General features: G+C 71.1%; 11 protein-coding genes, 1 tRNA gene and 3 pseudogenes. 6 read left to right on the forward strand and 9 right to left on the reverse strand.

Going from position 1 to position 14,774, the window contains the following annotated elements; all coding sequences use genetic code 11:
* Positions 1–70: 70 nt before the first annotated feature.
* Together ACLQ25_RS31415 and ACLQ25_RS31420 are read left to right on the forward strand one after the other, a co-directional pair.
* A pseudogene (locus ACLQ25_RS31415) lies at positions 71–817 on the forward strand (transcriptional regulator); the annotation flags it as partial.
* Entirely contained in the window at positions 814–1,389 is a 576-nt protein-coding gene (locus ACLQ25_RS31420) for an HD domain-containing protein (RefSeq protein ID WP_425734359.1), read from the forward strand. The pseudogene ACLQ25_RS31415 and the gene ACLQ25_RS31420, both read left to right, overlap by 4 nt.
* Positions 1,390–1,416: 27 nt before the next feature.
* Here ACLQ25_RS31420 and ACLQ25_RS31425 read toward each other — a convergent pair.
* The 8 genes and pseudogenes from ACLQ25_RS31425 to ACLQ25_RS31460 all read right to left on the reverse strand — a co-directional run bounded on the left by ACLQ25_RS31425 (position 1,417) and on the right by ACLQ25_RS31460 (position 6,829).
* Positions 1,417–1,488, reverse strand: a tRNA-Val gene (locus ACLQ25_RS31425).
* Positions 1,489–1,564: 76 nt separating this feature from the next.
* Complete coding sequence (locus ACLQ25_RS31430; protein WP_425734360.1) at positions 1,565–2,032, reverse strand: peroxiredoxin; 468 nt, start codon at positions 2,030–2,032, stop codon at positions 1,565–1,567.
* A gap of 103 nt (positions 2,033–2,135) precedes the next feature.
* Positions 2,136–2,573 (reverse strand): DUF3052 domain-containing protein, encoded by a 438-nt coding sequence (locus tag ACLQ25_RS31435; RefSeq protein ID WP_007463483.1) that lies wholly within the window; start codon positions 2,571–2,573, stop codon positions 2,136–2,138.
* 112 nt (positions 2,574–2,685) lie between these two features.
* Positions 2,686–4,650 (reverse strand): annotated as a pseudogene (locus ACLQ25_RS31440) (thiamine pyrophosphate-dependent enzyme); the annotation flags it as partial.
* A gap of 131 nt (positions 4,651–4,781) precedes the next feature.
* Positions 4,782–5,130 (reverse strand): annotated as a pseudogene (locus ACLQ25_RS31445) (transketolase); the annotation flags it as partial.
* Positions 5,131–5,181: 51 nt separating this feature from the next.
* The gene (locus ACLQ25_RS31450; protein WP_425734367.1) at positions 5,182–5,595 is read right to left on the reverse strand and encodes a MarR family winged helix-turn-helix transcriptional regulator; all 414 of its coding nucleotides are present in this window, start codon (positions 5,593–5,595) and stop codon (positions 5,182–5,184) included.
* A gap of 422 nt (positions 5,596–6,017) precedes the next feature.
* Positions 6,018–6,422, reverse strand: a complete 405-nt coding sequence (locus ACLQ25_RS31455; protein WP_425734361.1) for a YjbQ family protein — start codon at positions 6,420–6,422, stop codon at positions 6,018–6,020.
* A gap of 26 nt (positions 6,423–6,448) precedes the next feature.
* Positions 6,449–6,829, reverse strand: coding sequence for a hypothetical protein (locus tag ACLQ25_RS31460; protein ID WP_425734362.1), 381 nt, complete (start codon positions 6,827–6,829; stop codon positions 6,449–6,451).
* Positions 6,830–7,004: 175 nt separating this feature from the next.
* Between ACLQ25_RS31460 and aceE the strand changes: the two genes are divergently transcribed.
* Positions 7,005–9,743 (forward strand): pyruvate dehydrogenase (acetyl-transferring), homodimeric type, encoded by a 2,739-nt coding sequence (gene aceE / locus ACLQ25_RS31465; protein WP_425734363.1) that lies wholly within the window; start codon positions 7,005–7,007, stop codon positions 9,741–9,743.
* Between the two features lie 243 nt (positions 9,744–9,986).
* Here the strand turns inward: aceE and ACLQ25_RS31470 are convergent, their stop codons facing one another.
* A complete protein-coding gene (locus ACLQ25_RS31470) occupies positions 9,987–10,430 on the reverse strand; it encodes an SRPBCC family protein (RefSeq protein WP_355051413.1) in 444 nt (147 codons plus the stop codon).
* Positions 10,431–10,618: 188 nt separating this feature from the next.
* Between ACLQ25_RS31470 and ACLQ25_RS31475 the strand changes: the two genes are divergently transcribed.
* Genes ACLQ25_RS31475 through gltX form a run of 3 tightly spaced genes read left to right on the forward strand, consistent with a single transcriptional unit; the run spans position 10,619 to position 14,703 of the window.
* Positions 10,619–11,968 carry a GH1 family beta-glucosidase gene (locus ACLQ25_RS31475; protein WP_425734364.1) on the forward strand — a complete coding sequence of 450 codons (1,350 nt, stop codon included), beginning with the start codon at positions 10,619–10,621 and terminating at the stop codon, positions 11,966–11,968.
* A complete protein-coding gene (locus ACLQ25_RS31480; protein WP_425734365.1) occupies positions 11,965–13,242 on the forward strand; it encodes an MFS transporter in 1,278 nt (425 codons plus the stop codon). The genes ACLQ25_RS31475 and ACLQ25_RS31480 overlap by 4 nt, the downstream gene beginning before the upstream one ends.
* A gap of 51 nt (positions 13,243–13,293) precedes the next feature.
* Positions 13,294–14,703: a glutamate--tRNA ligase gene (gltX, locus tag ACLQ25_RS31485; RefSeq protein ID WP_425734366.1), complete on the forward strand. Its 1,410-nt coding sequence runs from the start codon at positions 13,294–13,296 to the stop codon at positions 14,701–14,703.
* Positions 14,704–14,774: the final 71 nt, after the last annotated feature.

Raw genomic sequence — 14,774 nt, forward strand, 5'->3', positions numbered from 1 at the left:
CTGGCACACCGGCCAACCGGTCATGCGATCCCTGACCGCCTACGACCACTGACCCCTTGGAATCGATCATCTAGGGCAGACACCAACCTTCGCCAGGGGCATAATCGCCGCCCATCCCCGCCGAGGTCCAGTCGCGTCAGGGCCCACCCTGGCCGTCGACGAGCAGCGTGCGTTCTTCGCTCACCTTCGCGTACTCGCCGAGCGGGTCGTAGCCGGAGGGCATCGGCACGTGCTGCTGCACCGGCAAGCCTGCTTCCTAGCCGGCATGGACCCCGCAAAGGAAGCAGCAGGTTGGCTCAGCCAAGGCACCGCACGAGCCCACCGCACGACTGCCTTTCGCACCTGGTCGCCGCTATGGCCCGATGCCCGCTCCATCGTCACGTCCCTCGCCAACCAGGGCGACCCGGAACCGCTGCGGGACTTCATCGCTCTGGCGCACCCGGACGACGCCTGCGAGCGAGCGGCCCTCAACTACTCGGCCTACTGGGTGGGAGAAGTCCCATACCGCCACCGCGACGACTCGTTCATGCCCGGAGCGCTGACCGATTGGCATGGCTCATCCCTTCTTCGGCACCTGGTCCAGCGCCTCGATCCGGGGCATCCCTTCGTCGATCTCAACATCCACAACGTCTGGGCTCTGCTGGCCGCACGACGCGGTCTCGCTCCCGACAACCCCGCCGCGATCGGGGCGCTCCTCGACCGCAGTATCCCGCTCCTGGACAGCGACCGGATCTCCGCGCAGTCACGGCAGGAACTAATCTCTATCGTCTACAGCCTGCGGGCGGACGGACTCACCGGCACAGGGACGGGCAGATGACCGACGACCACGATGCCGGAGCCGCGAGATTCATCTTCGAAGCCGGCGTCCTCAAACGCGCCGCCCGAACCGGCTGGTGGTTCGCCGGCGTCAAGCAACCCGAGTCCATCGCCGAGCACTCCTTCCGAACGGCGCTCATCGGAATAATGCTCGCCGCCATGGAGGGTGCCGACCCGGCCCGAGTATCGATGCTATGCACCCTGCATGACACCCAGGAAACTCGGATCACCGACATTCCGCACATCGCCAAGCGCTACCTCACCGCCGTACCCAACACGGCCGTCACCGCTGACCAGGTAGCCGGCTGTCCACCGCCGGTCGTCGACGTCATCACCGCCGCCATCGCCGAGTACGAAACTGGCGAGACGCTGGAAGCTGTCGTCGCTCGTGACGCCGACAAGCTGGAATGCCTCGTCCAAGCCGTGGAGTACCGCCACCAGGGCATCGACAATGTCCAACGCTGGATCGACAGCTCACGAGCCGCTTTGAAGACGGCCAGCGCCCAGCGCCTCGCCGACGCCGCCCTCAACGGACAGCCCCTCGCCTGGCTCACTCCCCCGCCGCAGGGTTGAGCGTTCAACACGGCTGGTGATGATGGGTGGGCGCGGCAGGTTTCGAACCTGCGACCCCCCGCTTGTAAGGCGGGTGCTCTCCCACTGAGCTACGCGCCCCGGAACGCCCCGTGTGCGGCGGGCCGGTGGCTGACAAGCCTACCTGCTCGCCGCCGACCCGACCGCACGCGTACCCCTACAGGGCCGTCGCGTCGGCTAGCGCCTTGCGCCAGCCCTGCTGGTCGCGGGCCTCGCCGGGCCCGTTCATCTCGGCGAAGCGGACCACGCCGGCCTTGTCGATGACGAAGGTGCCCCGGTTGGCGATGCCGGCCACCTCGTTGAAGACCCCGTACGCCTGGGCGACGCCCCCGTGCGGCCAGAAGTCGGCCAGCATCGGGAACTGGTAACCCTCCCGGTCGGCCCAGATCTTGTGGCTGTAGGCCGAGTCGACGCTGACGGTCAGCACCTGGACGTCGTCGTTCGCGTACTCGGTGAGGTTGTCCCGGACCTCGGTCAGCTCACCCTGGCAGGTGCCGGTGAACGCGAGAGGGTAGAAGACCAGCAGCACGGTACGCCTGCCTCGGAAGTCCGAGAGCCGTACCTCCTGGTTGTTCTGGTCCTTGAGCACGAAGTCCGGTGCCTCGGCGCCAACCTCGATGGGCATGCGGCTCTCCTCGGTCCAGTCGGGTCGGGGGTGGTCGGGTCGGGGGGTGGCGTGAGCCTGTCACCCGGCGGGGCGGACCGCCGGGCGTACGAAGCGGCGGAGGCTACTTCTTGGCCTTGGCCCCTCGGCGCAGCACCAGGCGGGCGCCGCTCCAGTCCCGGCCGGCGTTGACGGTCGAGGTCTGCTGGAGGCCGGCGGTGGGCGCGGACTCCGCGACCTCGCTCGGCTCGACGTGCCCGTCACGCCCGGCCTTCGGGGTGAGCAGCCACACGACCCCGTTGTCGGCCAGCGGGCCGAGGGCGTCGACGAGCAGCTCGAAGAGGTCACCGTCGCCGTCGCGGTACCACACGAGCACCGCGTCGACCACCTCGTCGGTGTCCTCGTCGACCAGATCTCCACAGCGGTCGGTCAGGGCGTCGCGGAGATCCTGGTCGACGTCGTCGTCGTACCCCATCTCCATGACGACCATCCCCGGTTCGATGCCGAACCGGTCCGCCAGGCTGCGTACCCCGTCGGCGGCCTGACCAGCGGTCGCGCTCACTGTCGCGTGCCTCCTCATCTCGTCCCTGCTCGCGGCGTCGGACCGACGCCGTCAGGCAAAGTCCACACAGTTGTGCGTCTGCGCGCAAGTGGCGCACCGGGTGGAACGGAATTTACCGTGCCAGCAGCGTACGGGCACCGTCGGTAATGGCTTCCGGGGAGACCAGAACATGACGTGCCGCCGGACCTAATGGTACAAACGAGTCAACTCCGGCCACCCGCCGCGCTGCACCGACATATCCGGCGTCGACCAGCGCGGCGATCACTCCCTCGCCGACCCCGCCCGACCGGCGTGTCTCGTCCACCACCAGCACCCGGCCGGTCGCCGAGGACTCGCGAATGATGTCGGCCACCGGCAGGGGCGCCAGCCAGCGCAGGTCCACCACGCGGGTGCCCACGCCCTCCTCGGCGAGCACGGCCGCGGCCCGCAGCGACATCCGCACCCCGTTACCGAAGGTGATGATGGTCAGGTCGTCCGCCGAGCCGATCCGGTAGACCCGGGCCCGGCCGATGGGCACATGCCCGGCCACCCACGAGCCCGGCTCGGGATAGCCGGCCAGCCACTCCCCGTCGCCATCGGCGTACAGGTCGCGGGTGTGGTACAGCGCGATCGGCTCCAGGAACACGCAGACGCTGCCGTCCACCGCCGCGCTCGCCAGACAGGTCCGCAGCATGGGCGCGGCGTCGTCCGGCCGCGCCGGCACCGCGACCACCAGACCAGGAACATCCCGGAGTACGGCCACCGAGTTGTCGTTGTGGAAGTGCCCGCCGAACCCCTCCTGGTACGCCAACCCGGCCACCCGCACCACCATCGGGTTGCGGAAGGCGCCCCGCGAGAAGAACTGCATGGTGGCGGCCTCGCCACGGAGCTGGTCCTCGGCGTTGTGCAGGTACGCCAGGTACTGGATCTCCGGCACCGGCAGCATCCCGGCCAGCCCGGCGCCGAGGCCCAGGCCCAGCACCGACGTCTCGTCCAGCAGGGTGTCGAAGACGCGGGCCGCCCCGAACCGGTCGCGCAGGCCCTTCGTCACGCCGTACACCCCGCCCTTGGCGGCCACGTCCTCGCCGAAGACGGCCATCTGGGGATGGTCGAGCAGCCCGTCGGCGAGCGCCGCGTTGATGCTCTGCGCCAGGGTCAAAGGGCCGACCAGCTCGGGCGGCTTGCCGCCGAACGCCTCCTCGCGCGCTGCCGCGCCCGGCCCGCTGGCCCGGGCCGCCGCGTCGGCCACGGCCCGCGCGACCCGCACCGGGCGGCGGGGCGCCAACGCCGACACCACGTCGGCCGCGGAGGCCAGCTTGGGCTCGCCGAGCACCTCCTCGGCGAGCCGGCGTACCTGCCAGCCCGTCTCGTCGTACCGGGCCAGCAGCTCGGCGGCGGTCCCCACGCCGGCCTCGACGAGCAGCCGCGCGGTGGCGACCACCGGGTCCCGGTCCAGGTCCTCGGCCAGCTCGGCCGGGCTGCGGTACGCCGACTCCGCGTCGGCCCCGGCGTGGCCCATGAGCCGGACCGTGCGCAGGTGCAGCACGGCGGGCCGCCGGTACCGGCGTACCCAGGCCGCCGCCTCCCGCGCCACCGTGTACGCCCGCAGCGGGTCGGCGCCGTCGGCGCTGAAGTAGCGGATGCCCGGCTTCGCTCGCAGCGTCGCCTCGACCCAGCCCTCCGGCGAGCGGACGCTGATGCCGAGCCCGTTGTCCTCGCAGACGAAGAGCACCGGGATGCGCAGGCCGGCGTGGTCGTACCAGCCGGCGGTGTTGAAGGCGGCGGTGGCGCTGGCGTGGTTGACCGACGCGTCGCCGAACGAGCAGACCACGATCGCGTCCGGCGGCCACGGGACGTGCGCCGCGCCGCTGCCAACCTGTACCCCTGTCCCGGTACGGCGCCCAACGGTGTCCAGCCGGCGCAGCCGCTCCACGGCCAGCCCCATCCCGACCGCGCGCGGCAGGTGCGAGGCGATGGTGGAGGTCGTCGGCACGATGGCCAGGTCGGCCCGGCCGAACACCTTGTGCCGGCCACCGGCGATCGGCTCCTCGCTGGAGGCGACCATGCCCCGCAGCACGTCCCGGGCGGCCTCCGCGTACACCGCGAACCCACCGGTGGGGGTCGCGGACCCGGCCGGCTCGGCGTCGGAGTCCGGCTCCGGGGCCTCGGCGGCGGGCTCCGGATCGTCCACGGCGGGCGTCGGGGTGTCGGCGGAGGACGCCGGGGTGTCGGCGGCGACCTGGGCCGCCCGCACGCAGTAGAACGCCCCGGAGCGGTAGTGCAGCAGCGCCGGATCGGTGGGACGCAGCGCGGCGGCGACCGCCGCGTTGCCCTCGTGCCCGGACGAGCCGATGGTGTAGAAGCCCTCCCCGAAGCTGCGCAGCCAGCGCCCGGCCAGGTCGAGCTGCCGGCTGGCCACCTGCGCGTCGAACACTTCGAGCAGTTGGGCGCCGGTCAGCGGGGCGTCGTCGCTGACCGGATCGGCGAGGTCACGCCGTTGCGGTGCGGCGGGCAGCGCCGCCAGCGTCTCGCGGAACCGGTCGTCGAGATCTTGCGGGGTGGTCACGTCCGACAGCATTACCGATGCGGGCCACCGTCGCCCAGTGGGACACGGCCGGCACGGGTCGGCTCACTGCGGGTCACACGGCTCCGGACAACCGCCGTCGGACACCTTCCACACCAGGTCACGCAGGGTGGACAGCTCCTCGTCGCGCAGGCCCGCGAGGAGTCGGGAGTCGGACATCACCTCGGAAACCCGATCCCGTACGACGCGACCGTCCCCGGTCACCACGAGCGTCTTCTGCCGGCGGTCGGCCGGGTCGGTCCGACGCTCGACCAGGCCGGCCTGTTCCAGCTTGTCGACCAACGCGGTCACGTTCGACCGGTCACAGCTCAGCCGGTCGGCGAGGTCACGTGCCGGCAGGGGACGGTCCGGGTCGAGCTCGTGCAACGCCCGGGCCGCCGCCGGGGTCAGCCCCAACTCGGCGAAGGCCGTGCCCTGCCGGTGCCGCAGGGACGCCGTCAGGTGCGCCATCCGACGCATCACGTCGGCGGCCAACCCGTCCCGGTCCACCTGCCCGTCCGCTGGCGACAGCGCCTCCCCCACCACCGCCACATCGTACGCACCACGACGACCGCCCAGCTCCACGATCAGGTCCTGCCGCGCCAGCCTGCCGGGGCCAGCCTGCCGGGCGATGTCGGAGGGGACTCGCGTCGGCGCGTCCGCCGGGGCGGTCAAGATCCGCGCAATTTCGGTGAAAGTGCTGCCTCGGCGCGCCCGGAGACAGCAGTTTCGGGTTAGTTGCGCGGATCTTGGACCGGGACGGTGGCCCGTGCCGCAGCAGGCCGTCCATGATCGTGCAGGAACCAGGATCCAGTGGCCTCCCGCCCGCGCGACGCCACTGGATCAAGGATCGAGCACGATCTTGGGAGGCGGGCCGAGCGGGGCGGGGCGCGGGCCGGGTGTCAGGCGGGCAGGAACGAGAAGAGGACCTGGCGGGTGGGGTTGTCGCCGTTGGTGTCGACGAGGCAGATCGACTGCCAGGTGCCCAGGGCCAGCCGGCCGTCGAGCACCGGCAGCGTGGCGTACGGCGGGACGAACGCCGGCAGGACGTGGTCCCGCCCGTGACCCGCCGAGCCGTGCCGGTGTCGCCAGCGATTGTCGGTGGGCAGCAGCGCGTCGATCGCGGTGAGCAGGTCGTCGTCGGAGCCCGACCCGGTCTCGATGATCGCCAGCCCGGCGGTGGCGTGCGGCACGAAGACGTGCAGCAGGCCGTCGCCCTCGCCGGAGACGAAGCTCTGGGCCTCGGCGGTGATGTCCCGGACGGTCGGCCGGGACCCGGTGTGGACGGTGATCACGTCACTGCGCATACGTCGCATTCTGCCGCAACGCGCGGTCAGGAGCCGCCACCACCGCCCCCGGAGTCCCCACCGCCCCCGGAGTCCCCACCGCCGCCGGAGAAGCCATCGCCCCCGGAGTCGGCGCTCCCGCCGTCGGACCGGTCCCCGCCGCCCGAGTCGCCGTAGTACATCAGGGGGACGCTGGTGTCGGCGTGCCGTCGACGCGGACCGGGCACCCGACGGGGCACCCGTCGGGGCGCGGACGCGCGCAGTCCGGCGCGTAGCTGGACCGCGCCGAGCGCCATCGCCACGACGCCGAGAGTCGTGATCGGCAGCACGGCGGTGTCCCCGGCCAGGAGCACCGGCACGGAGAACAGCGCCCCGAGCGCGCCGACCAAGAGGATCACGCCGCCGCTCACCACCCGCCGCCCGTTCATATTCGGGACCGTAGCGAGCCCGGGCAAGCGGGCGGGCCCGGCCGCCGTAGCGCTAAGTTACCGGCGGGTACCTGTGTTCAGCATCGCGTCCGGGGGACCTAGACGTGACGACGGGTGCCACCAGGGGGCAGGATGGCGCTAGAGACCTATCCCACACACAACCGAGGGAACGCCTGTGGCTACGGAACGCAAGCGCCCGGTGATCAGCGACGGCCTACCGAGCCAGCTTCCGGACATCGACCCTGAAGAGACAAGCGAATGGGTCGAGTCGCTTGACGGTGTCATCGACGAGCGGGGAGCAAAACGCGCCCGCTACGTCATGCTGCGCCTGCTGGAGCGGGCCCGTGAGCGCCAGGTTGGGGTTCCGCCCCTGACCACCACCGACTACATCAACACCATCCCGTCCGAACGCGAGCCGTGGTTCCCGGGAGACGAGCACGTCGAGCGGCGCATCCGGGCGTACGTGCGGTGGAACGCCGCGATGCTCGTGCACCGGGCGCAGCGCCCGGAGATCGGCGTCGGCGGGCACATCTCCACCTTCGCCAGCTCGGCGTCGCTCTACGAGGTGGGCTTCAACCACTTCTTCCGGGGCAAGAACCACCCGGGCGGCGGCGACCAGATCTTCTACCAGGGCCACGCCTCGCCCGGCATGTACGCGCGGGCGTTCCTGGAGGGGCGGCTCAACGAGCACGAGCTCGACGGGTTCCGCCAAGAGCTGTCGCACCCGGGCGGCGGTCTCCCGTCGTACCCGCACCCGCGGCTCATGCCGGACTTCTGGGAGTTCCCCACCGTCTCGATGGGTCTCGGCGGCCTGAACGCGATCTACCAGGCGCGGTTCAACCGTTACCTCCAGCACCGCGGCATCAGGGACACCTCGCAGCAGCACGTGTGGGCGTTCCTCGGCGACGGCGAGATGGACGAGCCGGAGACGCTGGGCGCGATCGGTGTGGCCGCCCGCGAGGAGCTGGACAACCTCACCTTCGTGATCAACTGCAACCTGCAGCGGCTGGACGGCCCGGTCCGGGGCAACGGCAAGGTCATGCAGGAGCTGGAGGCGTTCTTCCGGGGCGCCGGCTGGAACGTCATCAAGGTGGTCTGGGGCCGCGAGTGGGACCCGCTGCTCGCCGCGGACACCGACGGCGCGCTGGTCAACCTCATGAACACCACGACCGACGGCGACTACCAGACCTACAAGGCGGAGTCCGGCGCGTACGTGCGGGAGCACTTCTTCGGCCGTGACCCGCGGACCCGCAAGATGGTCGATCCGCTGAGCGACGACGAGATCTGGAACCTCAAGCGGGGTGGGCACGACTACCGCAAGCTCTACGCGGCCTACAAGGCGGCCACCGAGCACACCGGTCAGCCGACGGTCATTCTGGCGAAGACGATCAAGGGCTGGACGCTCGGCTCGCACTTCGAGGGCCGCAACGCGACCCACCAGATGAAGAAGCTGACGCTGGAGGACCTGAAGACCTTCCGCGACCGGCTCTACCTGGACATCCCGGACAAGGCGCTGGAGGACAACCCCTACCTGCCGCCGTACTACCACCCGGGTGAGAAGTCCGAGGAGCTGGCGTACCTGAAGGAGCGCCGGGAGCAGCTCGGCGGCTACCTGCCGTCGCGGCGGACCAGCACCAAGCGGCTGACCGTCCCCGGTCCGGAGCGGTTCGCCGACGTCAAGCGCGGCTCGGGCAAGCAGAAGGTGGCCACCACGATGGCCTTCGTCCGCCTGCTCAAGGACATCATGAAGGATAAGGAGTTCGGCAAGCGCTGGGTGCCGATCATCCCGGACGAGGCACGCACCTTCGGTCTCGACTCGATCTTCCCGACCGCGAAGATCTACTCCCCGCACGGTCAGCGGTACACCTCCGTCGACCGGGAGCTGTTCCTGTCGTACAAGGAGTCGACCACCGGGCAGATCCTGCACGAGGGCATCAACGAGGCCGGCTCGGTCGCCTCGTTCACCGCCGCGGGCTCGGCGTACGCCACCCACGACGAGCCGATGATCCCGATGTACATCTTCTACTCGATGTTCGGGTTCCAGCGGACCGCCGACGGGCTGTGGGCCGCGGCCGACCAGATGGCGCGGGGCTTCCTGCTCGGCGCGACCGCCGGGCGCACCACGCTCAACGGTGAGGGCCTGCAGCACGAGGACGGGCACTCGATGCTGATCGCCGCCACCAACCCGGCGGTGGTCGCGTACGACCCGGCGTTCTCCTTCGAGATCGCGCACATCATGGAGAACGGCCTGCACCGGATGTACGGGGACGCGCAGGAGAACGTCTTCTACTACCTGACGGTCTACAACGAGCCGATCCTGCAGCCGGCCGAGCCGGAGGGCGTGGACGTCGAGGGACTGCTCAAGGGCATCTACCGCTACTCGCCGGCGCCGCAGGTCGACGGCCCGAAGGCCAACGTCCTCGCCTCCGGCACGGGCATGCAGTGGGCGCTCAAGGCCCAGCAGTTGCTCGCCCAGGACTGGGGCGTGGCCGCCGACGTCTGGTCGGTGACCTCCTGGACCGAGCTGCGCCGCGACGCGGTGGAGACCGAGGAGTACAACCTCCTCAACCCGGGCGCCGAGGCCAAGGTGCCGTACATCGCGCAGAAGCTGGCCGACGCGGACGGGCCGAAGGTCGCCGTCAGCGACTGGATGCGTGCCGTACCGGACCTGATCGCCCGCTGGGTACCCGGCGACTACACGTCGCTCGGCACCGACGGCTTCGGGATGTCGGACACCCGGCACGCGCTGCGCCGGCACTTCCACGTCGACGCTGAGTCGATCGTGGTCGCCACGCTGCGGCAGCTCGCCCGCAGCGGCGCGGTCGAGGCCACCGTGCCGGCCGAGGCCGCCAAGAAGTACGCGATCGACGACGTCAACGCCGCCCCGGTAGGCGAGACCGGCGGCGACAGCTAAAACCGCACGAGCAGAAGGGCCCGGCGCTGACGCACCGGGCCCTTCTGCGCTGTCCCCGCCCCGCCCCGCCCTTCGGCGTCGATCATGGAGTTGTGGTGGGGGACGAAGCGGTGAAGTCGCCTCGTTCCGGGCACCACAAGTCCATGATCGACCCGGCCGGGATGGGGCGGCGGTGGGCCGACGTTCCTGGTGGGGACGCCGGGCCACCGCCGGGGTTGGGTGACGCCGCGAGGACGGGGCTGGTCAGCCGACGGCGGCCAGGTCGGTGAGCCGGGCCAACGAGTCCTCCAGGTCGGCGCCGACCCGGCGCAGGCCCAGGCGAAGCAGAGCCGCCTTGACGGGGCCGGCCGGCCAGCGGACCACGATGAGCCGCACGACCGTCCCGCCCTCCTCCTCGTCCTCGGTGAGCTGGACGTAGATTTCGGTGCGCGCCTCCGCACGGGCACCGGCCCCCTTGGCCCGCTCCCGCCAGCCGATCAGTGTCGGCTCCTGATAGGCGATCACCTCGGCCTCATGCGCCGAGCGCCCCGCCTGGACCAGTTGTCGCCGCCCGAAGCCCTCTCCCGAGAGCACTTCGGCCGCGCGCACCCCCGCCAGCCAGGCCGGCAACTGCTCGGCCCGCTGGACGACGTCCCAGACCACTTCCATCGGCGCCGCCACGTGCGCACTACGTTCCACGAGGATCATTTCCGTCTTGCCTCCAGTGAGGACATCCCACGATATCGGCACTCTATGCGTCAAATCGGACTTACCTGGACGGGTTCGGAAAAAGACACGCCGATCAACCATTGCGGATTACGCCAGCCCGGCCTATGGCGCATTCATGGACGGCGTCCTAGAGTCCCGAACACGTTTCATGTTCACCCGGAGGGCACATGTCGACCGCACCGATGCCCGAGTTCCCCGACGGCTTCCGCTGGGGCGTGTCCACCTCGGCCCACCAGATCGAGGGCGCCACCACGGCTGACGGACGCGGAACGTCCATCTGGGACACCTTCGCGCACTCGCCCGGCCGGATCAGCGACGGCAGCAGCGGCACAGTCGCCTGCGACCACTACCACCGGTACGCCGAGGACGTGGCGCTGATGGCCGGGCTGGGCGTCGGGGCGTACCGGTTCTCGATCGCCTGGCCCCGCGTGCAGCCGGACGGCAGCGGCGCGACCAACCCCGCCGGCCTGGACTTCTACGACCGGCTGGTCGACGACCTGCTCGCCGCCGGCATCGACCCGGTGGCCACCCTTTACCACTGGGACCTGCCGCAACCCCTCGAGGACGCCGGCGGCTGGCTGCACCGGGACACCGCCGCCCACTTCGCCGAGTACGCCGAGCGGACCGCAGCCCGCCTCGGCGACCGCGTCCGGCTCTGGATCACGCTCAACGAGCCGTTCATCCAGATGAGCCTCGGCTACGGCATGGGCGTGCACGCCCCCGGCCAGATGCTGCTCTTCGACGCCTTTCCGGTCGCCCACCACCAACTGCTCGGCCACGGGCTCGCGGTACAGGCGCTGCGGGCGCACACCGCCAGCCCGATCGCGATCGCCAACAACTACTCGCCGGTGCGGGTGCTCGGCGACAGCGACGCCGACCGGGCCGCCGGGGCCGCCTACGAGACGTTGCACAACCGGCTCTTCACCGACCCGCTGCTCGGACGCGGGTACCCCGACCTGCCCGGCCTCGACCCGACCGTCGTCCGCGCCGGCGACCTGGACACCATCGCCGCACCCATCGACGTGCTCGGGGTCAACTACTACAACCCCACCGGTGTACGGGCCGCCGAGGAGGGCTCACCGCTGCCGTTCGACCTGGTGCCGCTGGACGGTTACCCGCGTACCGCCTTCGACTGGCCGGTCGCCCCGGACGGGCTGCACGAGCTGCTCCGCTGGCTGCGGGACACGTACGGCGAGGCGCTGCCACCCATCGAGATCACCGAGGGCGGCTGCGCGTACGACGACGAGCCGGACGCGCACGGGCAGGTGGCGGACCCGGATCGGATCGCGTACCTCGACGGGCACCTGCGGGCGGTCCGGGCCGCCATCGACGACGGGGTGGACGTCCGCGGGTACTTCGTCTGGTCGCTGCTGGACAACTGGGAGTGGGCCGAGGGGTTCACCAAGCGCTTCGGTCTGGTGCACGTCGACTACGCCACGCAGAGGCGTACCCCGAAGTCGTCGTACACCTGGCTGCGGGACCTGATCGCGGGCAGCGCGCCGGGATCGGCGCGGTGACCACCGCCGAGCCGGCGGCGGCGTCGCTGCCGGCGGCGCTCGCCGAGCCGACCGTGCCGGTGCGGCGCGGCTGGATCGGCCTGGTCTTCGCCGCCAACCTGGGCGTGTGGATGGCGTTCTTCACCCCCATCCAGGTGCTGCTGCCGCAGCAGATCGAGCGGATCGCGCCCGGCGACAAGGAGACCGTGCTGGCCGTGGTCACCGGCCTGGGCGCGTTGGCGGCGGTGCTGGCCAACCCCCTGGCGGGCGCGCTGTCCGACCGGACCTGCCTGCGGATCGGCGGTCGGGAGTTCGGTCGGCGGCACGTCTGGACCGCCGGCGGCGCGGTGCTCGGCGCGGCGGCGCTGGTGCTGCTGGCCCAGCAGCGGACGATCCTCGGGGTCGCCGTCGGCTGGGTCGCCGCGCAGGTGTGCTTCAACGCGATGCTGGCCAGCCTCACCGCCGCCATCCCGGACCGGGTGCCGGTGACGCAGCGCGGCGGCGTCTCGGGCTGGGTGGGCATCCCGCAGGCGCTCGGGCTGGTCCTCGGGGCGGTGCTGGTCACCGCCGTGGTCACCGGCAACGCCGCCGGCTACCTGGCCATCGCGGTGGCCATCCTGCTGCTGTCGCTACCGTTCGCGCTGCTCACCCCCGACGACCCACTGCCCCGCGCGAACCGGCCGGCCCTGCGCGTCCGCACGCTGTTCGCCTCGCTGTGGATCAGCCCGCGCCGGCACCCGGACTTCGCCTGGGCGTGGATCACCCGGTTCCTGGTCCAGCTCGGCAACGCGCTGGGCACCCTGTACCTGCTGTACTTCCTCACCGACGGGGTTCACTATCCCGACCCCGAGGGCGGCCTGCTGGTGCTGATCCTGCTCTACACGCTCGGCATGATGCTGACCGCCGTAATCTCCGGCCGGCTGTCCGACCGCTCCGGGCGGCGCAAGATCTACGTGATCGTCTCCGGGCTGATCATGGCGGTGGCGGCGCTGTTGCTCGCGGTCGCGCCCACCTGGCCGATGGCGATCGTCGCCGCGCTGCTGCTGGGCGCGGGTTACGGCGTCTACCTCTCGGTGGATGCCGCGTTGATCACGCAGGTGCTGCCACGCGCCACCGATCGGGCCAAGGATCTTGGCGTGATCAACATCGCCAACTCGGCGCCGCAGGTGCTCGGTCCGGCGCTCTCCGCCCCGCTCGTGGTCCACCTGGGCGGCTATCCGACGCTCTACGCGGTCACCGCCGTGGTCACCCTCGTGGGCAGCGCCCTCGTGGTCAAGATCCGCTCGGTGGCCTGAGTCGGGGGGCCGTGGCCGAAAGCGGTCGCGCGCCGCCGTAGGCTGGAGGACGTGACGGTACGTGTGCGCTTCGCCCCCTCCCCGACCGGTATGTTCCACGTCGGCGGCGCCCGCTCGGCGCTGCAGAACTGGATCTACGCCAAGCAGCAGGGCGGGGTGTTCGTGCTCCGCATCGAGGACACGGACGCGGCGCGCAACAAGCCCGAATGGACCGAGGGCATCCTCTCCGCGCTGGACTGGATCGGCATCTCCCGGGGCAGCTACGAGGGGCCGTACTTCCAGTCCGAGAACGCCGGCGAGCACCGGGCCGCCGCCACCCGGCTCTACGAGTCGGGCCGCGCCTACTACTGCGACTGCACCCGCGAGGACGTACAGGCCCGCACCGGCTCGCAGTACCAGGGCTACGACGGCTACCACCGCGACCGTGGCCTCGGGCCGGGGCCGGGCCACGCGCTGCGCTTCCGTACGCCCGACGAGGGCACGACCGTGGTCGTCGACCTGATCCGGGGCGAGCCCACCTTCGAGAACAAGCTCATCGAGGACTTCGTCATCGCCCGGGGCGACGGCTCGCCGGTCTTCCTCCTGGCCAACGTCGTGGACGACATGACCATGGGCATCACCCACGTGATCCGTGCCGAGGAGCACCTGCCCAACACGCCCAAGCAGCAGCTCCTGTGGGACGCCCTCGGCGTGAAGCCGCCGATCTGGGCGCACGTGCCGGTGGTCGTCAACGAGAAGCGGCAGAAGCTCTCCAAGCGCCGCGACAAGGTCGCCCTGGAGGCGTACCGCGACGAGGGCTACCTCGCCGGCGCGATGCGCAACTACCTCATGCTGCTCGGCTGGGCGCCCTCGGGCGACCGAGAGATCGTGCCCTGGTCGGTCATCGAGGACGAGTTCCGCCTGGAGGAGGTCAACCCCTCCCCCGCGTTCTTCGACGAGAAGAAGCTGCGCGCGTTCAACGGCGAGTACATCCGCGCGCTGCCGGTTGCCGAGTTCGTCGACGCCTGCCAGCCGTGGCTGACCGGCACCGGGACCATCGCGCCGCCGCCGTGGCAGCCCGATGAGTTCGACGCCGACGCGTTCGCCGCCGTGGCCCCGCTGGCCCAGACCCGGATCGCGGTGCTCAGCGAGATCGTGCCGAACGTCGACTTCCTCTTCCTGGCCACGCCGCTGATCGACGAGGCCGCCTGGACGAAGACGATGAAGGACGGCTCGGGCGAGCTGCTGGACGACGCCGTCGCGGCCTTCGAGGTGCTGGAGTCCTGGGACGCCGAGTCGCTGAAGTCGACACTGGAGGCCGTCGGCGCCGAGCGCGGCCTCAAGCTCGGCAAGACGCAGGCGCCCGTACGCGTCGCGGTCACCGGCCGCACCGTGGGCCTGCCGCTGTTCGAGTCCCTCGAGGTACTGGGCCGCGACCGCACCCTCACCAGAATGCGCGCAGCCCGCCTCCGCCTGCCCTAACTCGAAAATCGAACCGTGCGTAGACACGCGGCAGCATCCCGCGTCGCGAAGCGGCGTGGGATGGGTTGTGG

The organism is Micromonospora sp. DT44 (assembly GCF_049841635.1).
Lineage (GTDB): Bacteria > Actinomycetota > Actinomycetes > Mycobacteriales > Micromonosporaceae > Micromonospora.

Bases quoted from the DNA above. Each gene is read 5' to 3' on its own strand.
- ACLQ25_RS31420 (WP_425734359.1), top strand. From the start codon at position 814: ATGACCGACGACCACGATGCCGGAGCCGCGAGATTCATCTTCGAAGCC.
- ACLQ25_RS31430 (WP_425734360.1), bottom strand. From the start codon at position 2,032: ATGCCCATCGAGGTTGGCGCCGAGGCACCGGACTTCGTGCTCAAGGAC.
- ACLQ25_RS31450 (WP_425734367.1), bottom strand. From the start codon at position 5,595: ATGCGTCGGATGGCGCACCTGACGGCGTCCCTGCGGCACCGGCAGGGC.
- ACLQ25_RS31455 (WP_425734361.1), bottom strand. From the start codon at position 6,422: ATGCGCAGTGACGTGATCACCGTCCACACCGGGTCCCGGCCGACCGTC.
- ACLQ25_RS31460 (WP_425734362.1), bottom strand. From the start codon at position 6,829: ATGAACGGGCGGCGGGTGGTGAGCGGCGGCGTGATCCTCTTGGTCGGC.
- ACLQ25_RS31470 (WP_355051413.1), bottom strand. From the start codon at position 10,430: ATGATCCTCGTGGAACGTAGTGCGCACGTGGCGGCGCCGATGGAAGTG.
- ACLQ25_RS31475 (WP_425734364.1), top strand. From the start codon at position 10,619: ATGTCGACCGCACCGATGCCCGAGTTCCCCGACGGCTTCCGCTGGGGC.